We start from the raw sequence: 22,487 nt of genomic DNA on the forward strand, positions 1-22,487 counted from the left end.
TAATACGTTTTAAGCTATTAATTTACTTTTGCTTTTTGCAAAGACAGATTTCATCGTTTTAAATATCTCCTCTTTTAAGAGTTTGTACTTATCTTGATAGTCACCCATTTTAAGTTCTAGCAAGATATGGGCATCTTGAAAAGTGCGCTCCTTCTGGAACTCATCTTTACCATCCATAAGGACTTTTACCTCGTTTAAATGCTCTGTAATACGTTTAAGTAATTTTGGAACTTCTTTTTCAAAAGCATCAAGCTCTACGGCGAGATGTCTTGCATATTCAAAGCTTGTTTCAGAAAGTAGTTGCAGGGTATGCTCGGTTAAAAGCTCTCCTAAAAAAGCTTGCTCAACAGCTATAAATTCTACTTGTGATTTCCACAATAGTGTGACATCATGTATGGCTTGAGCATCATTCCACTCAAGATATTTAAACTTATACTGATTAAAAAATGGATGTTTCATAATAACTATGAGGTTTTGATATTGTTGAGAATACGCTTTCGCAAAAGCAAAAAAAAACCACTCCTGATTCCCCTCTAATCAGGAGGTGGCTCTTCATGTAATCTCCAATTAATATGAAGATTTATATTTTTATACTTTATTTCTTTTTTGTCTTAAGAATATTACCACAGTAGTTAAAAATCTCACTTTTGGTTTTATTATAAGAATCAATAAATTGTCTGTATTGCTCTTTAATTGTCAAGTGTTTTTCTTGAAAAAACACATCACAAGAAACGGTGTCGCACTCTAGCATCCCGCTTAGTTCTGCATCATGTTTTACAAGTAAAACCTCAATACTCTTGAGTAATACTTTGATTTTAGAAACTTCTATTTTGTAATGCTCTAAACGCTCAAAAAGATTAGGTGAACTAGGTTCAAAAATGTAAGAATGTGTCAGATTTTCTATAAACTGAATTTCGTCTCTTGCGAGTGCAACATTAGATTTCCAGACCTTTACATCTTGATGAAACTGGTCTATTGTGAGTGGGAGTGTCGTTTCCATACTAAAAGAGTTTTACGTGTTAACTAGTTTAAAAGTAGCGCAATAGAGCTACCTAAACTATGACAATTATCAGCTATCGAGCAGTATTTATTACTCACTTACATTGCACAGAAATTGTATATCCTTTAAAATTTTTGACTTCCTAGTCTCAGAAATTCCTAGATGATCGAGGTAAAAACTATCTCCTAGTAATTGTTTACACAGCACAACATCTCTACCAAGTAAAAAGTTTTTTTCTCGTTTTGTAAGAAGTGTAGAGACGGTAATGGGATATAAGCCTAATCTGTCTATGCGATCTTTGAGTCCGTTATCTTTAGGGTAATCCCAGCTTAATAAAGTAAGACCTGCGCAGGTTCCATAATCTATAGCATCTTTTGTAAAACGAGTATTAGTAACTACCCATCCTTCAGTACTTATAGCTCCTTTAATTTTGGTCCCAGCAACAATATCATTATATCTCGCATGAATATAAAGCGGCACTTTTACATTACAGTTATGCCCTTCTTCACCGTGAAATTTACACTCTACATAAAGCGTTCGGTTTTCTTTACTTGCCACAACATCCACTTCATGCTGTACGCATTTTCCATCCACAAGAACTCCTACTTCTGTGTCATAGCCACTATGCTTTAACACCTGCCCTATAAATTTTTCAAAGGGAAATCCTGTGGGCCCAAATTCATAAATAGCTTTCTTTAATTTATATTTTGACGCAAAAACAGATTTCTTTTTTTTGAGCAATGCAAAGGCTCTATTGTAAATTTCTTTAGTAGATATGCCTTGATAAAGCTCATCGCGAACTATATTAAGAATGTGATTTACGTCATTTTCTCCAGCGCCGCTGCGATGTAAAGAAGCTTTTAGTTTCTCTAATGAAAAATCTACTTTTTCACCAGAGGACTTTTTGACTTGGATAGACTTTTTAATCACGAGTAAAGCTGGGTTTATGTTATCAATTTATTTTGCAACTACGTAGTTTTCTAAATAGTGCAATTACGCTTTCGCGAAAGCGTAACCATCACACCATTAATTGCGTAAATCATGCATTACTAATAAAGGCACTTTGCTGAACATACCGAGCTCCTTGATCATAGGTGTTGTAAAAACACTCCCAAAAAAGGCATGCTTTCTATTAATGATAGCAACCATATCGCTATCACGACTCTCTACAAAATTTCTCACACCAATAGTAGCATCCGCTCCACTCAGATGGTGGAAACTAAAGGATGCATCTTCTAGACACTCTGCTAGCAGCTCTTTATTTGCTTCTTGATGTTTACTTAACGTATCATCTGGGTTTACATAGAGCACACAGATATTTGCGTCTTGAAGGTTTGCAATTGTTGTGAGATTGCTGAGCTCTTTACGTTTATAATGAGTTTTATATCCTGTAGGCATTACAATCTCTTTGAGACTGGCTACTCGTACATCGAGAGGCACTCCCATTACAGGGCAATTGCGTAGTTTTTCCATCGCGAGAATGGTACTTGTACCAAAAAGAGCTCCCCTACTATTACTTGCTCCTTTAGTACCCATCACCACTAACTCTATGTCTCGTTGCTCAATTATAGCTTCCATCACCTCCATAAGACCACCAAACTTTGTGATGATTTCATACTCATGCTTAGGATTAGTATCCCTGAATTCTATCATACTCACCAGCTTGTCCATGTGCTTCTCTGATGCCGTTTTTGCACTCTCATACGATGGTGTTCCAGGTTCTGGAACCATCAAATCACCTAAGTTGTAACCTTTAGTTCTATAGGTGTTGAGAACAATGAAAGAACATTCTTCATGCTTAAAAAGATCTGCTGCATAAGTGAGCGCGTTCCAAGCATTTTTTGAGAAATCTGTAGGTATTAGAATTTTCTTTTTCATCGTGTAAGTGTTTGATTATTAATTAAATATACAGGAGTACTATTGTATAAACTATGATATATATCAGAATGATTCTGGTAATATGAGTAAGGGTATTTCTGAATGAAAACTTATTTTGTCAACAAATGATTTATTGAAGAGTTTCTTTAAAAGGCCGCTTTTATGGTACATCAATACTAGTAAATTGATATCATGTTCATTAATAAAGACGCCTAGTGCATCTTCCATCTTAGTGATACTAGACAGCCAGTGCGTAGTATAAGAGACGTCTTCCAGTTTGTGCTTAAGTTTTCTATAATTAGTCTCCACAGTTTGACCTGGGCTCATTTGATTATAAATATGCGTGATGTACAGCTTAGATTTATGTGTTCTTATGACTTCCTTTATAATCTCTAGTGGATACTGAGCATAGTCAATTTTAAGATCTGTAGCATAAGCAACCTTTGTAGGCGCTTGAAAAGTGGCGCTTTGAGGCACTACAAACACAGGCACAGGCTTTATTTTCTTAATTAGTTTTACCGTTTGGCTTCCTAAAAATACTTCTCGTATTCCTGAAGAGCCTTTAGTTCCCATCACCACTACATCTATGTTTGTATTTATGATAAGCTTATTTACTATTTTGTATAAAGGCTGTGCGCTCGTTACCATATCAATAACAAGAGAAATGCCCTCACTATCAAGTGTTATTTCATGCTTCAACGTATCAAGCTTATCAAAAGCTGCACGTTCTAACTCATCATATAATTGCTCATTTCTACCTATATCTATACGACTCGTATTGGTGGAAAATAAATTTTCAAAAGAGTGTACTAGCGTTATTATGCATTCCTCATTAGGATACAATCTAGTTGCATAAAATAATGCGTTGTAAGCATTCTCAGAAAAATCTGTGGGTACTAGTATGTGTGCCATTTTCATAAGTTTTATACCTCTAAACTAGTGAGAGATACACTCTTATTCTATGACAATAATCAGTTATGGCTGGGAAGTATAAGAAATGGTAGTGTGGTATGGAATGTCATCTTCTTTATAACAGGCTCGCGCGTGAGTCTTTCAAAAAATGTTTTAGGATAATCAATCATCACCAGTAAATCTATGTTGAGTTCATCATCAAACACATTTATACAATTTTCTAATGATGAAAACTCAGGGACTGTATGAAATCGATAGTCTACCCCTGAAAGTAAGTCTTCTAGTTGTTGTAAATGATCTTTTTTTACTTGGGTAATCTCTGGTTTTTCATAGACCTCTACTATGCGTACCGTTGCTTTCCATAACTTAGTAAGTATGATAAGTGGTTGTAAATCCTCATGGCTATACGCTCTTGCAAAATCTGTTGCAAAGCCTATGCTGTCGGGCTCATTAAATACAGCATTTTCTGGAATGACAAGTAACGGTATCTTTTTGTGAAGTGCTACTATACTATGGGTCATACTACCCATAAAAACTTCTTTAAGTCCCGTTGCTCCTTTTGTTCCCATCACTATATAATCATAAGCGTTTTCCTCTAGCGCTGCAATACCATCCTTAAGGTGGCCAGAGTAGCTTACCGTTTTATAGGTAAATGTGGAGCTATCATCCTTACGCTGTATTTGAGCAAGTAGTGCCTCTAAGTGCTTTGCTGCCTCACCTTTTAAACCATTATACATGGCAGATAATGTGAACGGACTTTTATTACCTAAAAGCTGTAGTGCAGAAGGCTCATAAGCATGATATAATGTAAACGTCACTTTTTCTCCTTTAAAAAGCTGCTGCGCATAAGTAACTGCATGCAATGCATGCTTAGAGAAATCTGTAGGTACTAAAACACGTATCATTATATAGCGGTATTAACGGTTGGTAAAATCATAAAAGGAAGAGCTGCATGATGGACAATCTTATTTACAACAGGTGTAAACAATAGGTTCTCAAAAAAGCTATGCTTATTGTGCACGAGTACCAGTAAATCTATCGCATGCTTAGATTGAAAATCTTCAACGGCTTCAAGCACAGTCATGCCATCTGCTATTTCATTAATATGTGCATCGCGTTCAAAATAAGTATCAAGGCTCTCTTTATTTTCAAGCTGTTCTTCATCTAGAGAAAGACCAAAATACGCGTTTAAAAAAATGAGCCTAGATATATGCTTTCTACAAAGTTCTTCTAAAAGTGAAAGCCCCTTTTGATGGGTTCCCGTGCGATAATCTGTAGCAAACAGAATATCCTTGAGCGCTTTATAAGTATAACCCTCTGGTACGCCTATCACAGGCACTTTTGCATCTTTTACAACATGCATTGTTTGAGAACCTATAAAAACTTCTTTAAGTCCAGATGCTCCACTGGTTCCCATAACGATGGCGTCAATGTTTGAAGTTGTAACAATCTCATCTATTTCCAGTGTTAATACATTATAGCTTGCTATTGGGGTAAATATATGTTTACTGTTTGGGTAGGCATATTTTACTTTATCTATAATAGTCTCGAGTCGCTCTAAAGAGTTGTTTTTATAAATCTCACCTAAGTCTATATTAAGCGCTGTATGATTATCGTAAATAGTGCTTGTGTATAAAGCAACAGGTGTGTAAGTATTCAACACATAAAAAGTACATGCATCGTTTATAAATAACTGCACTGCATACTCAAGTGCGTTATATGAAGCATTAGAAAAGTCTGTAGGCATTAATATATGTTTCATAAAGTGATGGTTTAGCGTGAAAGATTCTGTAAAATTAAAAATGGGATTTTGGTATTAAGACCTACTGTATCAATGGTGGATGTATGTAACAATGTTTCCATATAGGTATGCTTTGAGTTTACTAGCACCACCATGTCAATCTTATTACTACTTATATGCTCATTTATAATTTGAGCTATATCTCCTTCGTCATGACGTGTGTAGATTTGCTCGCTTTCGCGAAAGCAGTATTCCCAACCACTCTTGACATCTTCTTGTCTAAGGGATAATCTATCAAAGTTTGAGATATATAGTAAGTGCAACTCAGAACGAAAGCTCTTTGCCATACAGCTTATGAGCTTTAACTCTCTATTTTTATAAGGAATCAACAATTCTGATGGGAATAAAATACGCTCTGGTCGCTCATAATTGTACCCTAAAGGAATTCCTAATACTGGGCATTTCACATATTTTACAACTTGTAATGTGTTGCTACCATAAGTGATATTACGATTTGCAGTCTTACCTTGAGAACCCATTATTACCAGATCTGCATTCTCACTATTTACGAGACTATTAACCTCATCTATCAAGGTTCCAAATATCGCATGAGATTCCACCTCATGTCTCGGATTAGGCTCTAGACCCATAGCTCGCTCTGAGACTAAGGCAAGAGATGCTTCCGTTTCTTTATGTTTAACTGCTTTATATTCTTCTAGAATATCTCTTGAGAGAACCTCTTTATTCTCATAAACTTCATCTGCATAGGTATGAACTAATATGAATTTACTTTTTTCATATTTAAAATACTGTTGCGCACAACGAAGTGCATTAAAAGCATTTTCTGAAAAATCTGTGGGTATGATGATAACTCTCATAGTAGTAAGTGTTTATTGATACTCAAAGCTAGAAACTTAACACTCTGTAAACTATGACTTTTGTCAGCTCGCCAGTTATTCGTGTACTATGAGAAACGGGATATTTTTGTGATAATCTTTCTCTTCTGAAAGGGCTGGAGAAAAAAGCACATTCTCAGACAGGTTTATATTTTTTGCAAATAAAACCACCAGATCTACCTGCTGCACATCTACAAAAAATTGCAAAGCCTCATCCATTGTTCTTTCCATTACAAAATGAAAACTGTGTGGTATGTCATGAAAAGAAGTCTGCAAGAAGGTTTTATTAGTTTGCTGTGTTTCACTAAGCGCATTACCTGTTTTTGATAATTGTAGAATATTGAGGTGTGCACTTGTGCGCTTTATAAAATTATTAATTACAGAAGTGGGCTCTGCCCTATGATTAAAATTGTAATCTGTAATTAAAACTACCTGCTTAGGATTTTTACATTGAAACTCTCTAGGCACGATAAGTACAGGGCATTTTAAACGAGTAATTACTTCTCGCACATGACTTCCTTTGAGTACATCGCAAAATATATTTGGGTAGCTAGTACTCATCACAATGAGATCTATGTGATTATCTGCAACGGCTCCTCTCATGTCTGATATAAAGTCGCTCTCCCATTTTAATGGAATGATTACCTGACCACTACCTTTTAATTTTTCTAGCTTTTTTACCCAAGAAGAGAGCTGCTGTGCGGGATGCTCACAGATAACGGTTGCCTCACCTGTAGCATAGTCATGCTGCTCCGAAAAGAAAATATAGAATCGTACTCCTGCACTCTTATGCAAGTTAAAGGCGCATAAGGCCGTGTTCCAAGATTGGTCAGAAAAATCTACAGGTATAAGAATATGCTTCATGAGTACTATATATAATAGTACAAATGTATTTTACTGTTGAGCCATAAAATATGACAAAAGTCAGTTTACACGATTTAGTCTATCATCTCAAGTCCTTCCATGTCAATCAACCTGATGTTGCGTCCTTCTATTTCAATAAGACCTTCCTTTTTAAAACCAGATAGTGTTCTGATTAAACTTTCTGTAGCGATACCTGCCACACTTGCTAGATCATTACGTGCAATTTTAATTCCTTCTTCTGGCTTTTTATTAAGAATTACAGCAAACTGTAAGATGGTTTGCGCTGTTTTCTTACGCACAGAGCTGTATGCCATCTGTAACAACTGTCCTTTAACCTCTGCAAGGTTATCTGTAAGAAGTTCCATTAACTCTAAAGATACATTCTTACTTTTCTCAAGTACGTCTTTAAGTTCGTTTTTACTCACTCCCACGACAACGGTATTTTCTATAGCCGTAGCAGACTCGAGGTAAGCTATGTTTTCAATAAATGAGGTAAAACCAAGAAAATCATCTGCTTTTAAAAGTCCGGTGATAAGCTCCTTTCCACTTTCATCCATCTTATGTGTTTTTACCACACCTTTGAGGATGAGGTAAATCATGTTAGAATGTTCTCCTTCCTTATAGATTGATTCACCTTTATTAAAACTTAATTCTTCACCCTCATCATCAAAAAAGTTTTTAAGCTCATTGAGACTACGCAGTGAGTCTTCTTCCTTTGCTACTGGTTCTTCTTTAAATATGTTATTAAGTATCGTTGCCTTTGCAATTCTACTTTCTATGGCACTTATAAGTTCTTCTTCTTCAAAAGGTTTTGTGAGATAATCATCTGCTCCCATATCCATTCCTTTTCTAATTTCCTTGTGCTCTGTTTTAGCCGAAAGAAAAATAAATGGAATATGACTTGTGCTAGGGTTGCTTGATAGCGCTTCTAGTACTCCATAACCGTCTACCTCAGGCATCATGATATCACAAACTACTATTTGTGGTGGGTTTGCTATAGCCAGGTCAATACCAATGCGACCATTAGGAGCCGTCGTAACCTCATAGTTAGAAAGCTCTAGAAGTTCTGCTGTATTCTCACGCAGCGCCATATCATCCTCTATTAAAAGTACTTTTTTCATAATCTATGTGATTGGTATTGTAACTGTAAATGTAGAACCTTCATTATGCTTACTTTCAAAAGTAATAGAAGCTCCAAGGTTTTCTAAATGCGTCTTGACTATGTTAAGTCCTATCCCTGTTCCTGCACTTAACAATGCATTTTCTGCTCTAAAATATCGATTAAAAATAAATTTTTGCTCGTGTTCTGGTATCCCTATTCCTTGATCAATAATCTTAATCTCGAGTCCTTGCTCATTCATTTTGAGTTGTATATCTACTATAGTTCCTTCAGATGAATATTTGATGGCGTTATAAATTAAATTGCTCAACACGAGCTCCATAATTTTCTCATCAAAATTAATAATAAACTCATCTGCATCTGTAGGATACTTAATATGCTGACCATCTTTAAGGTGCATGTTTGCATCATAAATGACCTCGTTAAGCACTTTGCTAAGTGGGAACGTCGTGTATGCATAATTAGTCTTTCCAGTTTCTAACCTCTCAATAGAAAGAAAATCATCTATAATAGTATTGAGATACTTAACCTTGTTCTGTATCGTGGTAAGGTGCTTTACTCTTTTATCTTGTTGCTCTTCTGTTGTATACTTTCCTGCGAGTGTCGCCGAAGTTAAAATACCACTCAATGGTGTTTTAAACTCATGAGAAACAAGAGACAAAAACTTTGTTTTTAGTTCGTTGAGTTCTATTTCTGTTTGCAAGGCTTCTTCTAGCTGATGTGTGCGCTCCTCTACAGTCTTCTCAAGTCTATCTGTATAATTTACACGCTCTGTAATATCAAGGATAATGGCAACAAGCGTATTAGTATCGTCAGCATTTGAAGGTTGTAAGTGTATCTCTACTGGATAATGACTACCGTCCTTGCGCTCGTGCGTGGTTTTAAAAATTAACTTCTTCTCTACTCCATTGAGTAATGGAGCGATATAATCACGAAACTGAGTTTGTGTAAACTCCGGCTTTATGTCAACAGGAGTCATTGATATGAGTTCATCAAGTGTGTATCCTATATTTTCTTGCGCTCCTAGATTTGCATTAATAAACTTTAGACTTGTTGCATCAAAAATAAAAATCTCATTGAGCGACTCATTAAAAATGTTTGCCCATTGTCTAAGTTCCTTTTCTGCGTTTTTACGCACGGTAATATCTGTTACCAGTGCCATTACATACTTCTTTTTGTGAAGAACAAAAGGATTAAGTCCGGCTTCTACAGGTACTTGACTTCCGTCTTTGCATAGCCCATAAAGATCACGTCCCTTGCCCATCTCACGTTTATCACTATGATGCATAAACTTATCAAAGTGCCCCACGTGCTTCTTATGAAAACGCATAGGGATTAAGGTTTCTAGCGACCTGCCTTCTAACTCCTTCTTTTCATAGCCAAAAATGTCGCGAGCAGATTGATTTGTTGCCACAATCATCTGATCTGAATTTACAACTACAATCCCCTCAGACGCTCCTTCAAAGAGAATCATAAAAGCTTCTTCAATACTTTCTTCAAAAAATTCCATACGTCTAAAAGTACAAGAATAATAGAGTATGAAGTAATGAAACTAGAAATTAATACACACCAAAAACAAAATCTGATTTGCGACTTATTAAGAAACTTGCACACCTCATATTAAAGGCACTTTATGATTGTTAATTACAGCGCTTATTACTAATTTTTTACGCTTTCGCGAAAGCGTACTTATACTATTCCATAAATACGGTAATTTCTTGTCTTGGTAATGTGTTGTCTAGTGCTCATGGGTATAACTTTTAATACCCTATAAACTTGAGAATAAAAGCTAGATATGCCTATGATAAATATCATAGACTACACCGTTTCAAGGACTTAATTTGCAGATGTAAATACTATCCTTATGGCTCTTACTAACAAAAAAGACAACACATTTTATCACCAGCTAGGAAAACTCTTTTATGCTGTTGCCGCAGCAGATAATGTTGTAAAAGATGAGGAGTTTTCTAGGCTCCAATCGTGTATTCATGATTACTGGCTAGATCTTGATGATCTGGAGGATGCCTTTGGCTCTGATGCTGCCTATCTTATAGAGATTGTTTTTGAAGGTGTAGAAGCTTTTAATGAAGATCCTCAAGATATGTATGATGCATTTATTACCTATAGAAATGAACAGCCACAGTTTTTTACACTAGAAGTTAAGAACATCATTCTACAAACAGCATGGACAATTGCGCGAGCATTTTCTGGCGTTAATAAATCTGAACTTGTTATACTAGGCAAATTAGAAATGGCGCTCTCACATTAATATATTTTCTTAAAGATGCAATTTATAGATTACTATAAGATACTGGGTATTACCAAAAGTGCAAGCGAAGCAGATATCAAAAAAGCATATCGTAAACTCGCACGCAAATACCATCCTGACCTCAATCCTAATGATAAAGAGGCAGAACATAAGTTTAAGGAAATAAACGAGGCAAATGAAGTTTTAAGCCATCCTGAAAATCGTAAAAAATACGATCAATACGGTGAAAACTGGAAAGATGCAGAGGCTTATGAAAAAGCTAGTAAGCAACGTAATAGCCAGCAATCAGGACAGCAATATCAAAGATATTCTGGAGGTGGTGAAGAGGACTTTTCAGACTTTTTTGAAAATATTTTTGGAGGTGCTGGAAGACAGCAACAGAGAGCTACTTATCGCGGGCAAGATTTGCAAGCAGAGTTGCATCTCAACTTAATGGATGTGTTTAAAACCACAAAGCGTACCCTCACTGTAAATGGCAAAAACATAAGAATTACTATACCTGCCGGTGTAGAACATGGTCAAACCATTAAGATCAAAAATCATGGAGGTAAAAGTCCTAATAACGGTCCTAAAGGGGATTTGTATATCACTTTTGCAATTACAAATAACACTCCTTTTCATCGCGAAAAAGCAGATTTATTTATTACACATAACATCCCGCTCACCACGGCTGTACTAGGTGGAGATATTCAGATAAAAACTTTAGACAGTACCGTAAAGCTCAAGGTGAAACCTGGTACTCAAAATGGCACCAAAGTAAAACTTAGCGGAAAAGGATTTCCCGTTTATAAAAAGGATGACACCTTCGGAAACTTGTTTGTGACTTATCAAATCACCATACCTACTACTCTTACTCCAGCACAAAAAGAGCTTTATGAAGAACTTGCAGCACTTGATTAATTATGGAAAAACACATCTTAATACCCGCCGAAAACTTCTGCACAAGTCATGAGATTGCACTAACTTTTATAGAAGATTTAAACAATTTTGGACTTGTTACTGTAGTGACTAAAGAGAATACGCTCTTTATACCAGAAACAGAGATTCAGAAACTAGAGCGCATTCTTGTTTTTAATCAAGAGCTCGACATTAACCTACCCGGTATTGAAACTATTTTTCATCTTTTAGAACGTCTTGAAAAAATGCAACATCATCTTAGCGAGCTAGAAAACCAACTTAAAAGATTTCAATAATGGCTACACGAACTTCATTATTACTAGCATTATGGGAAGAAGCGCATACACGACTAGAGGATAAACTCCATTTAATTACAGAACAAGATTTACAAAAAAAACTATCTCCATCGCCTAATAGTTTAGGTTTTTTACTAAGACATATTGCAGAGGTGGAATTATTATTTGCCAAAAACGTTTTTGGAGCAAAAGACACAAAAATCATTGCAAAAACAGTAATAGCAAAGCATGATACTGGTGAGTGGGTAGATCCCAAAGCGCTTAATGATATCATAATCAGGGCAAAATCTGTTTTAAAGGCAATTATAGAGAAGCAAACAGATGCAGACTGGGAGACAGTTATTGAAACCAAAGAGTTTGGTGCAAAAACAAAAGCGCAAGCCCTAGGTCGTATCACATCACATACTGCATATCACGCAGGACAAATCGGGATTATTCTCAAATGTGGTGAGGTGAAAAATTAATTATCTTGGATCAACTAGAATACATAAGAAACTGGTTTACGGAGCATCCAGAAGGTGTTCATGTAATACGCTATGTTTTATGGGTACTTTTTATTGTTATAATCGTACAACTAGTACGTAAGTTTCTTAAGAAAAGATTACCCAATACAAACACTCGTTACAAATCTCAAAAGGCGATTGAGATTGTGGGTTACGTCTTTATAGCCTTATTATCAGTTTCATATTTTACTGGAAACATAGAAGACTTTACGCTCGTCATTGGGTTATTTTCTGCGGGAATAGCATTTACTTTACAAGAACTTATCCTCAGTATTGCTGGCTCCTTGTACATTTTTCTAGTAAAAGTATATGCGCCTGGAGACCGCATAGAGATTAATGGGATTAAAGGAGATGTATTTGATATAGATAGCATTTACACCACCATGATGGAAATAGGAGAATGGGTAAGCTCAGATAATTATAGTGACCGAATTGTAAAACTGAGTAATGCCTTTGTTTTTAAAGGACCTATTTATAATTACTCCCAAGATTTTCCTTTTATCTGGGATGAATTTAATCTCCCCATTCATCACAGTTCAGATATGGCACTTACAAAAGAGATTATCACAAAGGTTGCACAAGAGGTACTTGCAGACTATGTAAATTTTGCGCGCGATCACTGGCAGCAAGTTGTTGCAAAGTACTACATAGAAGATGCCCTTGTTGCTCCTACCCTTGCCATCACGCTCACAGATAACTGGGTGCAATTTAATTTGAGATATATAGTAGACTACAAAAAGCGTAGAATCACAAAGGATCTCCTCCAATCTCGTATTCAAGAAGCGATTCTTAAAACCAATGACCAAGTGGTTATCGCCTCTACCACTCTTGAGGTTATTAAAATGCCGCCTACCACCATTAACATGACTACAACTACAACAAAGTAGGTGGATTTTTAAGGTACGCTTTCGCGAAAGCGAATTAAAAAAACATGTACTTCTTCTTGTTGTAAGACATCTAAGCTGACGGATATCATAGTAATCCATCAATCTCAAAATTACATTTACGACACTTAAAAACATTATTATGAAAACCTATCTAACCCTAATCACAATATTATTACTAGCTAGCTGCAAAGAACCTACAGATAAACTGCAGAAAACACCATTAAATACCGAACCTCAGAAGGAAGCTGGTTTACTCGATCCAGACTCTGCAGATTCTCTGTACCTCACAGATAAGGACATCATGGAAATTCAAGCAAAAAGTCAGCTTTCAAAAAAAGAAGCGTTGATCAAAATACCAGATGATCGCACAGTTTTAAAAGCCGTTGTAGAGTCAAAAAATCTATATAAAGAGGCAGACGATTATCTTCTAGATTACACCTATCCTTATCTTAATGAGACTATAAACCCTAAGTACAAGGCGTTTAATGAATATATGGCAGAGAGCTACTTAAATGTAGAGCGCACTGTAAATGAGATTCTTGAGGATAAAGAATTACTATGCGACACTTTAAGTATTAAACGTTTTAGAGATAAACGTATTATAAATTTTAAACTTCACGCAAATGAGAGAAATCTTGTGAGTATACTGCTCTATAAAGAAAATTATTACTCAGGAATGTTGCACTCTACCTACATGTTTGACTGTCTTAATTACAATGTAGATAAGGAGGAGTTCATCTATTTTGACGACTTTTTTATCGCTGGAGCAGAGAAGAAAGTATTTGATTTAATTAATCAAACCATTTATGAGCAAATTCACTCTGGGGAAATGTTTTATGACTGCTGGGAAATATCTGATACCGATTTTAGAGCCTATAAAAATAACTTTGTAATTAACGATAACGCAATTGAGTTTTACTTTGATGACTGTATCATTTGCCCTTCATACACCGGCCAGTATAGCGTTGTAATACCGCTCATAGAAATTATGCATCTTATAGAACGCTATCAACTACCTTTCTTGCTAGCTTCGAGATAATTCATTTTAACGCCAAGCATAAAAAAAGGGTGAGTTTCTTGAAAAACTCACCCTTTTTTATTGAAACTTGTGTGTTACATTTTAAAAGTAAATACTGGTAGTTTAGAATGATTTGCCACATTCTCTGCTACACTACCTGCAAAGAAATGTGCTAGGCCTTTACGACCGTGAGTAGGCATTGCCAGTGCATCTGCTCCTACCTTTTCTGCATATTCATAAAGTCCGCTTTCTATGGTATAACCGTTTACAATCATAAGATCTTCTTGATGTAATTCTGTCCCAAACTCTGCTGCACGCATAAAGGCTGCCATGGTTTCTTCTATCTCCTTTGAGCTTTTAAAGCGATCTGTAGGGAGATTCACATATACAAGATGGATACGAGCCTCCATTTCTTCAAATAGTGGAATTGCGTCTCTATATGCTTTGATATTTTCTAATTTAAAGTCACAAGCAAAAACAACATTCTTAGGTATAAAAGAGGTCATTTTTTCTTTAACTACTAGCACGGGAATTGTGGAGCTACGCACCACTTTCTCAGTATTTGACCCTACAAACTCTTCTCTGAGTCCTTTAACCCCATGCGACCCCATGACTATTAAATCTACTTCCTGCTGAGATGCCAGCTCGTTGATATCTTGAAAAACTGTATGATTTTGAACTTCTTCAGTGACTGTGATATCTTTCATATAAGGTTTGTCCTTAAACTCTTTAAATTGCTTTTCGGCAAGTTTCATATGGAAGACAGCTTGGTTTACTCCTTCGCTTTCATCCTTAGGAAGAAGACTATCTGATAAGCCTAACATGTGGAGTAATATAATCTCTGCGTTGTGCGCTTTCGCGAAAGCGGAAGCAGTCTCAAGTGCATATTCTGAATGTTTCGAAAAGTCTACAGGTACTAATATCTTTTTCATAACAGTTGTTTTAGTGTGCTTTTAATATTGCTTTGCGTTTACTCAGTTGTTTATTGAGGTCTGAGATGGTTTCCTTCATTGCTGTTTCAAAGTGTACAGCAGTTGTAGTGGCAAATAGTCTAGGCCCAGGAGCACTTATTTCTATCTCACATATTTGATGGGCAGCTGCAGAAGTATTTTCTACCTTAAAGTAAACCTGAGCTCTTATAAGTTCTGGATACTTTTTATTAAGTTTATTGAGATGCTCTATCGTAGCAGCACTTAATGTATCACTCTCTTGAATTTTTACGTATTGAAATGTAATTGTCATAATATGTAGTGTTTACAGTAAATCTAGAAAGAAAGAGCAGTGTATACTATGATAATTATCAGCTGCTGTATACTTACTTTTTATCATCATTAATCCTATTAAAAACTCCTTCTCAATGCTGCTGTAATAGAAATATTACCAAAGGAGATATGGCGATATTCACCTGCTTCTTGATATCTGTGTGAAGAGTTTCCGTAGCGCACCTCTGGAAGCACATGCCAGTTCCCTAAGCTTATAATTTTCATCCCCAGCCCTAGATGAGTACCAATTGCGGGATCTGTTTTAATAATAAAATTTCCTTCAGTACGCTCTGTGTCTACGGTCATTAGGGTTAAGCCAGCTCGTACATAAAAAGGATTTTTCTGGGATTCAAGTATAGAGAATGACACCATCCCCCCAAAGAGAAAACCTTTTTGTATAAATTCTATATCAGACTCTTCAAAACCTTCATCCGTATCAAAGCGATTCCAGATAAGACCGCCATATAGATCTGTGCGCTTACCTATAGATAAAACTCCTGTCAACTCTAGTCCATTACCTATGCGCAACTTTTGATTTGCTACTTCCCGAGTAGGAATATGTAAAGTAGGTCGTAACTCTACACTCCATACTTGAGCATAACTGGACATGGTAAGACCTAACAAAAGAAGTTGGAAAAGATGTTTCATATGTCGTAATTATTAAGAGGTATAACTACTCAAAGCTATTGGCTACGTATAGGGAATACTATGACAACGGTCATATTACATACCATAGAACAGAACTATATTTATAATATACATCGCCCTACTAGTATGATAATAATTACTAGAAACATCTGACCTATGGAACTTCCTAATGATATTGTATTAAGACCGCGTTTTACGCTTGAGTATACTGTGCTTCCAGAAACGATTCTACGTGCTTATGAAGATGTAGGGGCAGTCTCAAAAGACTTTATAGTACATCGAGCAGATGATCATATCTTCATAAGCATACCTAAGAATGAGCAACATTTCTGGTCTCCACAACTACATCTTGAAGTCTATAAAATAGATACACAACCTACTGTAATAAAGGGACTTTATGGACCTAGCCCAACGGTATGGACACTATTTATGTTTTTTCATTTTGTAGTTTTTATTCTATTTATGGCAAGTGCAGTATGGTTATACACTAACATTACTTTGACACTATCTTACATATTTCCATTATTAGGCATGATACTGCTTTTTCTTATTTGGATTGGTCTTTATATTGCGGGTAGAATAGGAAAAAAAACAGGTAGAACAGAAATGTACCGACTACAATCCTTTATGTACTCCGTGTTAAAAAAGGTCTTATAAGTCTGCCTTTCTATATATTTATATCTCATTAAAAATTCTTGATATGCACATACACGATTACTCTAAAGATCATTCTATCCTTAACCAGTTTATTTATGAGTTGAGAGACCATGATATTCAGAAAGATGCAATGCGTTTTAGAAAAAATATTGAACGTGTAGGAGAAATTCTAGCTTATGAAATGAGTAAATCATTAGAGTTTGATACTAAAAAGGTACAAACTCCTTTAGGAGAAAAGGAAATGAGTTTACCACAACAAGACATTGTGTTGTGCTCTATATTACGTGCGGGATTACCATTACATCAAGGACTCCTCAATTATTTTGACGGAGCAGAAAATGCATTTATATCTGCCTATAGAAATCACCCTAATGATGATGATGAATTTGAGGTTATTGTAAAATATCTAGCGGCTCCATCGCTTGAGGGTAAGACGTTAATCCTTACGGATCCTATGCTTGCAACGGGTAAAACGCTTAAAAATGTGCTTGATGCATTAAAACCTCATGGCACACCAGCACAAATACACATTATCTCAGTAATTGGTTCTCAAGAAGGAGTTGATTATGTGCAAAAGGAATTTCCAGAGAGCACGCATTTGTGGATTTCGGCTATTGATCATAAGCTTAGTTCAAAAGGATATATTATTCCGGGTCTAGGTGATGCTGGAGATTTGAGTTATGGTGTGAAGTTGTAAGTAAATCTTAAGATATTCCGTTACACGGTTTGCTATCTTAGCATTATAATAAATCAATCATGAATATAGGTCTTTCTTTTTCTGGAGGCGGAATTAAAGGTGTTGCTCATCTGGGCGTACTCAAAGCATTATCAGAACATAATATTAAACCTACGCATATTTCTGGCACTAGTGCTGGCGCTATTGTAGGTGCGCTATATGCTGCTGGTCACGACTGGGAAGCGATTTATGATTTTTTTAAAACAACGCCTGTTTTCTCCATAAAAAGATTTGCTCGAAGGAAACCTGGCTTCTTAGATTCCTTGTTATTTCACAAAGACCTATCGGCATATTTCTCAGAAGATAGTTTTGAGTCGCTACAACTACCATTATCCATTACAGCGACTACGGTGATTACTGGCCAACTGCGCACCTTTGACGCTGGTCCTTTAATTAATCCAGTTATCGCATCTGCTTCTTTTCCTGGGATTTTTACTCCCATAGAGATTGACGGTGTTCATTACTTTGACGGCGGTGTGATAGATGACTTTCCTATAGAACCACTTGTACCCAAGTGTGACGTCATTATCGGTAGTTATGTAAATCCGCTGAGTACTATTGAAATAGGAGATTTAAAATACTCATATCAAGTACTCAATAGAGCTTATGAAATCAACTTACATCAAAAAGGACTGAACAAGTTTAAAGACTGTGATTTATTAATATGCCCAGAGAAGTTAGCCAAATTTGGCACTTTCAGCATGCGAAGTATTCCTGCGATTTTTGAGATTGGTTATGAAGAGGCTTGTAAGCAACTTGAAAATTCTGATCTTTTTAAATAGGTTTTCAAGACTTTGTATAGTGATAATAACGCTTTCGCGAAAGCGTAACAACCTTTTACATCTATCATAGCATTTACAACAGAGAGCTCATAACTCTAGATAGCTGAACTCGTTCAAATATAATCTGACGCAATACTGGCGATACCAACGAGTAAAATCAATACAAGTACAAAACTTCTAAATTGCTCTTGAGAAAAATGGTTTAAAATTTTCTTACCTATCCATGTACCAGCGACTGCTACTACGAGTAATAATGGAGCTAGGTAAAGATCATGCCTATGTATGTATCCGTTATAAAAATAAATGACAGTCCTGCTAAAGTCTACGCCAAGATCAATCACTGCAGAAGTTGCAATAAAAGTTGCCTTATCCATCTTGAAGGCTGCCATAGTAATACCTCGTATGGCTCCTCCTGTACCTAGCAACCCTGCACTCAAACCAGAAAGTATACCTCCCGTGATTGCATTTTTAGGAGAATCTTTGATGGTTAGTTTTTTAAATATCAAAAAAGTAAGACTCAAGAGAATGAGAAATATGCCCAGTATAAGTCCTAGAAATGTAGGGTCTACATACTTGCTTGTAAATGCTCCTATCGTCACAAAAATTACAGCAGGAATACCTAGGTAAAGCAAGAGACGCTTGTCTAATCCTTTTCTAAAAAAAGCGATCTTAGTAACGTTGCTAGACAAGTGAAATAGTGCCGTGATGCCAAGTACAGATTGAAAATCGAAGTAAAGATTTGCTATGGGCACAAAAAATACTGATGACCCAAATCCACCTACGGTTCCTAAAATTTCGGCCAGTAAGGCTAGTAATAAAAATACGGGAAGGTATCTAGTGAGCATACAACCTAAGGTTAAGAGTTACAATCTCTTAATATCAACAAGGGTGTAGTCACAGTATTAACAATCTGTGATAGATGCGAATATGAAAATATACGTTCTAAAAAAGTTTGATTTTTGGCGGATAGTACTTGAAGTTGGCAAGATCTCTTCAATAGAGATTCTCTTATTACCGCTACGGGATTTTCATCTATGTGCCTAGCGTATCTTATGGTTGTGCTTGGAAATAACTTCTGGATTTCTGTATGCTCATATTCAAATTCATGATCTTCCATATGAAAGCCAAAGGTGAGTCTCAGAACATCTATACTAGATGCATATTTATGAGTTATGTCAATTAATGGCTCCTTACCACACATCTCAAAAGTATCATCATAATCAAGTAAATACTGTATTCTTTTAGGAGTTATAAATCTATACTTTTCTGGAATTACGAGTACAGGACACTCCACTTTTCTTATAATTCTAAGAGCATGTGAGCTGAATATATTTTCAACAATCCCGGTTTTGCCATCTGTACCACATACTACTAAATCAATATTATATGCAGTAACAGCCTGGCTTATGGCATCTGTAAATACATCATAATCCACATGACCTTGAAAAGTGAATGAACTACTGTTATAAGTTTCTTTATAATGACCAATCATTGCATCCACCTTGGTTCTATTATCACCAAGTAATGCGTTGTCTATATTCCCTCTAGGACTAGAGGCCATTAAATCATCTGTGGTGTACTCCCACGTTTTTTGAATACTGAGTAAGTGAAACTCGCACTCTTGCCCTTTAAAAAAGTCAAAAGCATATGCATGAGCATTATCAGATTTTAACGTAAAGTCTGTAAGTAAGAGAATATTTTTCATAATAGTAATGGTCTTTCTCAAACCTACATACATCTATGAAAGTAAACTATGACTTATATCAGCTCCTATATTTATGTCTATCTTAAGTATAAAAATGAAAACAAGTCAATTAATGAATGCGCACGCCTTCTAAAAGTTGATCATTAAGTTTGTTGTCTCCGTCGTCATGAAGTACAGACATGTCTCCTGTACTTTCTAGTACAACAGCTCTTACCTCACTGTAGTCGAGCACGTTTGCTTCTCTTAGTTTTGCAATCAAATCTCCCTCACCTACATTTGATTTTTCTAAGTTTTTATAAAGAATCTTCCCGTCCTTCATTAACAATAATGGATCATTAGTAGCTAGATTTTTAAAAAATGTACTTTTCCTCACTAGCAAGGCAAATAAAGTTTGAAAAGCAATAATACCCGCTAGTGCGATTCCTCCTTTAAGAAGTGATTGGTCTGGGTTGAGAATAATGGATGCAAGTACAGAACCTACCGCAATGGTTGATGCAAAGTCAAAGCTTGACATCTTTGCAAATGTGCGTAAACCAGAAATTCTCGTGATAATAATCATTACTGTAAATATGGCTATTATTGATATTAATACTTTACCTAAAATGGGCATTGATGCGGTCATCCAGTTTTCCATGTATTTTTATTTTTAAGATTAAAAAAGCCCTCTTGTGAGGGCTTTACTTTGTGTTTTCTGTGGATTTATTTGGCATTTACCATCCACTCTACTCCAAATTGATCTGTGCAACGTCCATAATGTGCGTTCCAACTAGTCTCTTGAAATGGTGAATTAATTTTTCCTTGCGCGCTTAACGCCTCAAATGCAGATTGAGCCTCTGCGGTATCGCTATAATCTAGACTCATACACACCTTATTACCTGAAGTAAGTGGTGTATCTGGTGCTGCATCATACGCCATAAAGTGAAATCCTTTTCCTTTAAGTTCTGCATGTTGCAGCTTGTTGCGGTAGTGCTCTGGAATATCTGTTTCCTTTCCTTCCCAAGTCTCGCGGTTTACAACCTCTCCACCTAGAATTCCTTTATAAAAATTTAATGCCTCTTGGCAATTTCCGTCAAATGATAAATATGCTTGTGCTTTCATAATAATTGGTTTTATATAAATTTAAAAACATAAAGCCGTGTCTCAATATACATTATAAAAACCTAAAGAATAATTTAACGGGAAGCGGGAGAAGTGTTAATGGTAGCCGCAGTTATTAACGTTAGACTAAAGGTAATATCTGTTTAAAATTATAATCCCAATAACTCATGTTTTCATGCTAGCCTTGCAGAAAGTGCCATGGAATTGAGGATACCTACAACATTTGCTTCAAAGGGATGGTTTGTGGAAATCGAAAGGTATTTATTTATCTCGTTAATCTCATCACTTCCTAGACCTACTCTAAAAGAACTATTGTACGATGAGAAAAATGAACGGTCAATCGTTGTATTAAACAGGTTTAAAATATTTGTATGGCGGTCATCTGCTTGAATTCTTTCAAACAGCTCATTGATTTCCTTTTCCTCTTCTTCTAGTATTTGAAAAAATCGATTTGATGCACTTATAAGAACACCATTTACACCGTGTCCAATATTATAAATTTGAGATCTTTTTAGAAGTATATTTACTTCTGAATGAGTTAAATTACAATGGTGCTCACTGATATAACAAACGGTTTTGAACCTCTTTGGGGAGCTGCCAATCCATTTAAAAAGTTTGCCAAATATCATATTGCTTCATAAGGTAGCAAAAAAAAAGCCACCCGAAGGTGACTTTTTTCTTACTTGATAGGGTCTAGAACAAATCTTCTATCTTTTTTATATCATTTACAGATTTTTTTACCTGTAGTAATTGATTTGTGAGTACGCTTGTAATTTCAACTGGAAACGCTTGGTTTTCCATCACTTCGTTGTACTCCTCTATACTCGCTTTATCTCCACGTATGCATTCTTCAAGGATTCCCTCGTCTGAGTTTGAGCTAAAAGCATCTTTAATACTCATCCATGTTCTATGGATACTTCCTTTTGTGCTTCCAGATTCCTTTGGAGTTTCATTGAGCTTTAAAATAATGTCACTTATTTCTGTGGCAAATGTTGCTCTTGTTGCTGCCTTGTTTTTAAGGTAGTCTTTTAAGTAACTATTATCTGCCTTGAGCATTGCTTCTTTGTATCCTTCCTCTGCATCGTAATTCTTTTCTAGAATTCCTTGTAAGTTGTTTACGATATCTATGTGAGATTGTTCTCTTGCTGCTTCCGCTGTTGTCTGTTTCATAATTGTTAGTTTTAAAAGTGTCTCTTAAAAGAAACACATGATTAGTTAATATGTGCACGTTATCGGTACATCGTAGCAATATTACAAGTGCTACTCTTCCTCGTTCTTACTAAGATCTTTGGATGATGGTTTATCTCTTCCACCATAT

At 35.9% G+C, this 22,487-nt stretch carries 29 protein-coding genes; 9 read left to right on the forward strand and 20 right to left on the reverse strand.

Annotation, left to right across the window (positions count from 1 at the left end; all coding sequences use genetic code 11):
• Nucleotides 1–9: 9 nt before the first annotated feature.
• The 11 genes from JM84_RS11355 to JM84_RS11405 all read right to left on the reverse strand — a co-directional run bounded on the left by JM84_RS11355 (nucleotide 10) and on the right by JM84_RS11405 (nucleotide 9,921).
• On the reverse strand, nucleotides 10–459 hold the full coding sequence (locus JM84_RS11355) for a hypothetical protein (RefSeq protein WP_144784330.1): 450 nt from the start codon (nucleotides 457–459) through the stop codon (nucleotides 10–12).
• Between the two features lie 136 nt (nucleotides 460–595).
• On the reverse strand, nucleotides 596–1,000 hold the full coding sequence (locus JM84_RS11360) for a hypothetical protein (protein WP_144784332.1): 405 nt from the start codon (nucleotides 998–1,000) through the stop codon (nucleotides 596–598).
• Nucleotides 1,001–1,090: 90 nt separating this feature from the next.
• Nucleotides 1,091–1,930 (reverse strand): restriction endonuclease, encoded by an 840-nt coding sequence (locus tag JM84_RS11365; protein ID WP_144784334.1) that lies wholly within the window; start codon nucleotides 1,928–1,930, stop codon nucleotides 1,091–1,093.
• Between the two features lie 96 nt (nucleotides 1,931–2,026).
• Entirely contained in the window at nucleotides 2,027–2,878 is an 852-nt protein-coding gene (locus tag JM84_RS11370) for a universal stress protein (protein ID WP_144784336.1), read from the reverse strand.
• Between the two features lie 63 nt (nucleotides 2,879–2,941).
• Nucleotides 2,942–3,790: a universal stress protein gene (locus tag JM84_RS11375; protein ID WP_186439123.1), complete on the reverse strand. Its 849-nt coding sequence runs from the start codon at nucleotides 3,788–3,790 to the stop codon at nucleotides 2,942–2,944.
• 59 nt (nucleotides 3,791–3,849) lie between these two features.
• Nucleotides 3,850–4,695, reverse strand: a complete 846-nt coding sequence (locus tag JM84_RS11380) for a universal stress protein (RefSeq protein WP_144784339.1) — start codon at nucleotides 4,693–4,695, stop codon at nucleotides 3,850–3,852.
• Nucleotides 4,695–5,552, reverse strand: a complete 858-nt coding sequence (locus JM84_RS11385; RefSeq protein ID WP_144784341.1) for a universal stress protein — start codon at nucleotides 5,550–5,552, stop codon at nucleotides 4,695–4,697. Before JM84_RS11385 ends, JM84_RS11380 begins: the two co-directional genes overlap by 1 nt.
• Nucleotides 5,553–5,563: 11 nt before the next feature.
• Entirely contained in the window at nucleotides 5,564–6,409 is an 846-nt protein-coding gene (locus JM84_RS11390) for a universal stress protein (RefSeq protein WP_144784343.1), read from the reverse strand.
• A gap of 75 nt (nucleotides 6,410–6,484) precedes the next feature.
• The gene (locus tag JM84_RS11395) at nucleotides 6,485–7,291 is read right to left on the reverse strand and encodes a universal stress protein (RefSeq protein ID WP_144784345.1); all 807 of its coding nucleotides are present in this window, start codon (nucleotides 7,289–7,291) and stop codon (nucleotides 6,485–6,487) included.
• Between the two features lie 74 nt (nucleotides 7,292–7,365).
• Nucleotides 7,366–8,412 (reverse strand): response regulator, encoded by a 1,047-nt coding sequence (locus tag JM84_RS11400; protein WP_144784347.1) that lies wholly within the window; start codon nucleotides 8,410–8,412, stop codon nucleotides 7,366–7,368.
• Between the two features lie 3 nt (nucleotides 8,413–8,415).
• A complete protein-coding gene (locus tag JM84_RS11405; RefSeq protein WP_144784349.1) occupies nucleotides 8,416–9,921 on the reverse strand; it encodes a PAS domain-containing sensor histidine kinase in 1,506 nt (501 codons plus the stop codon).
• Nucleotides 9,922–10,275: 354 nt separating this feature from the next.
• Between JM84_RS11405 and JM84_RS11410 the strand changes: the two genes are divergently transcribed.
• The 6 genes from JM84_RS11410 (at nucleotide 10,276) to JM84_RS11435 (ending at nucleotide 14,302) form a co-directional block, all read left to right on the forward strand.
• Entirely contained in the window at nucleotides 10,276–10,680 is a 405-nt protein-coding gene (locus JM84_RS11410; RefSeq protein ID WP_144784351.1) for a hypothetical protein, read from the forward strand.
• 15 nt (nucleotides 10,681–10,695) lie between these two features.
• Nucleotides 10,696–11,580, forward strand: coding sequence for a DnaJ C-terminal domain-containing protein (locus JM84_RS11415; protein WP_144784353.1), 885 nt, complete (start codon nucleotides 10,696–10,698; stop codon nucleotides 11,578–11,580).
• A gap of 2 nt (nucleotides 11,581–11,582) precedes the next feature.
• A complete protein-coding gene (locus JM84_RS11420) occupies nucleotides 11,583–11,873 on the forward strand; it encodes a chaperone modulator CbpM (RefSeq protein WP_144784355.1) in 291 nt (96 codons plus the stop codon).
• Nucleotides 11,873–12,337, forward strand: a complete 465-nt coding sequence (locus JM84_RS11425) for a DinB family protein (RefSeq protein WP_144784357.1) — start codon at nucleotides 11,873–11,875, stop codon at nucleotides 12,335–12,337. The genes JM84_RS11420 and JM84_RS11425 overlap by 1 nt, the downstream gene beginning before the upstream one ends.
• A 5-nt stretch (nucleotides 12,338–12,342) precedes the next feature.
• On the forward strand, nucleotides 12,343–13,263 hold the full coding sequence (locus JM84_RS11430) for a mechanosensitive ion channel family protein (protein ID WP_144784359.1): 921 nt from the start codon (nucleotides 12,343–12,345) through the stop codon (nucleotides 13,261–13,263).
• Nucleotides 13,264–13,402: 139 nt separating this feature from the next.
• Nucleotides 13,403–14,302 carry an RsiV family protein gene (locus JM84_RS11435; protein ID WP_013751828.1) on the forward strand — a complete coding sequence of 300 codons (900 nt, stop codon included), beginning with the start codon at nucleotides 13,403–13,405 and terminating at the stop codon, nucleotides 14,300–14,302.
• Between the two features lie 74 nt (nucleotides 14,303–14,376).
• On the opposite strand, the gene JM84_RS11440 is transcribed toward JM84_RS11435, so the two are convergent.
• From JM84_RS11440 to JM84_RS11450, 3 genes are all read right to left on the reverse strand, one after another.
• Nucleotides 14,377–15,213: a universal stress protein gene (locus JM84_RS11440; RefSeq protein ID WP_013751827.1), complete on the reverse strand. Its 837-nt coding sequence runs from the start codon at nucleotides 15,211–15,213 to the stop codon at nucleotides 14,377–14,379.
• Between the two features lie 10 nt (nucleotides 15,214–15,223).
• Nucleotides 15,224–15,523, reverse strand: a complete 300-nt coding sequence (locus tag JM84_RS11445) for an HPF/RaiA family ribosome-associated protein (RefSeq protein ID WP_013751826.1) — start codon at nucleotides 15,521–15,523, stop codon at nucleotides 15,224–15,226.
• A gap of 98 nt (nucleotides 15,524–15,621) precedes the next feature.
• The gene (locus JM84_RS11450; protein WP_013751825.1) at nucleotides 15,622–16,191 is read right to left on the reverse strand and encodes a hypothetical protein; all 570 of its coding nucleotides are present in this window, start codon (nucleotides 16,189–16,191) and stop codon (nucleotides 15,622–15,624) included.
• A gap of 156 nt (nucleotides 16,192–16,347) precedes the next feature.
• On the opposite strand from JM84_RS11450, the gene JM84_RS11455 reads away from it, so the two are divergent.
• The 3 genes from JM84_RS11455 to JM84_RS11465 are packed head-to-tail and all read left to right on the forward strand — an operon-like array spanning nucleotide 16,348 to nucleotide 18,366.
• A complete protein-coding gene (locus JM84_RS11455; protein ID WP_013751824.1) occupies nucleotides 16,348–16,848 on the forward strand; it encodes a hypothetical protein in 501 nt (166 codons plus the stop codon).
• A 43-nt stretch (nucleotides 16,849–16,891) separates the two neighbouring features.
• Nucleotides 16,892–17,545 (forward strand): uracil phosphoribosyltransferase, encoded by a 654-nt coding sequence (gene upp, locus JM84_RS11460; RefSeq protein WP_013751823.1) that lies wholly within the window; start codon nucleotides 16,892–16,894, stop codon nucleotides 17,543–17,545.
• 59 nt (nucleotides 17,546–17,604) lie between these two features.
• Nucleotides 17,605–18,366 carry a patatin-like phospholipase family protein gene (locus tag JM84_RS11465; RefSeq protein WP_013751822.1) on the forward strand — a complete coding sequence of 254 codons (762 nt, stop codon included), beginning with the start codon at nucleotides 17,605–17,607 and terminating at the stop codon, nucleotides 18,364–18,366.
• Between the two features lie 113 nt (nucleotides 18,367–18,479).
• Here JM84_RS11465 and JM84_RS11470 read toward each other — a convergent pair whose 3' ends face one another.
• From JM84_RS11470 to JM84_RS11495, 6 genes are all read right to left on the reverse strand, one after another.
• On the reverse strand, nucleotides 18,480–19,211 hold the full coding sequence (locus tag JM84_RS11470) for a sulfite exporter TauE/SafE family protein (RefSeq protein WP_013751821.1): 732 nt from the start codon (nucleotides 19,209–19,211) through the stop codon (nucleotides 18,480–18,482).
• 11 nt (nucleotides 19,212–19,222) lie between these two features.
• Complete coding sequence (locus JM84_RS11475) at nucleotides 19,223–20,071, reverse strand: universal stress protein (RefSeq protein ID WP_144784361.1); 849 nt, start codon at nucleotides 20,069–20,071, stop codon at nucleotides 19,223–19,225.
• Nucleotides 20,072–20,180: 109 nt separating this feature from the next.
• Nucleotides 20,181–20,705, reverse strand: coding sequence for a DUF421 domain-containing protein (locus tag JM84_RS11480; RefSeq protein ID WP_013751819.1), 525 nt, complete (start codon nucleotides 20,703–20,705; stop codon nucleotides 20,181–20,183).
• Nucleotides 20,706–20,770: 65 nt separating this feature from the next.
• A complete protein-coding gene (locus JM84_RS11485) occupies nucleotides 20,771–21,169 on the reverse strand; it encodes a VOC family protein (RefSeq protein ID WP_013751818.1) in 399 nt (132 codons plus the stop codon).
• Nucleotides 21,170–21,342: 173 nt separating this feature from the next.
• Complete coding sequence (locus JM84_RS11490; RefSeq protein ID WP_144784362.1) at nucleotides 21,343–21,798, reverse strand: BLUF domain-containing protein; 456 nt, start codon at nucleotides 21,796–21,798, stop codon at nucleotides 21,343–21,345.
• Nucleotides 21,799–21,862: 64 nt separating this feature from the next.
• On the reverse strand, nucleotides 21,863–22,339 hold the full coding sequence (locus JM84_RS11495; protein WP_013751816.1) for a ferritin-like domain-containing protein: 477 nt from the start codon (nucleotides 22,337–22,339) through the stop codon (nucleotides 21,863–21,865).
• Between the last annotated feature and the right edge of the window lie 148 nt (nucleotides 22,340–22,487).

It is taken from the genome of Dokdonia sp. Hel_I_63 (assembly GCF_007827285.1).
In the GTDB taxonomy this organism is placed as follows: Bacteria; Bacteroidota; Bacteroidia; order Flavobacteriales; family Flavobacteriaceae; genus Dokdonia.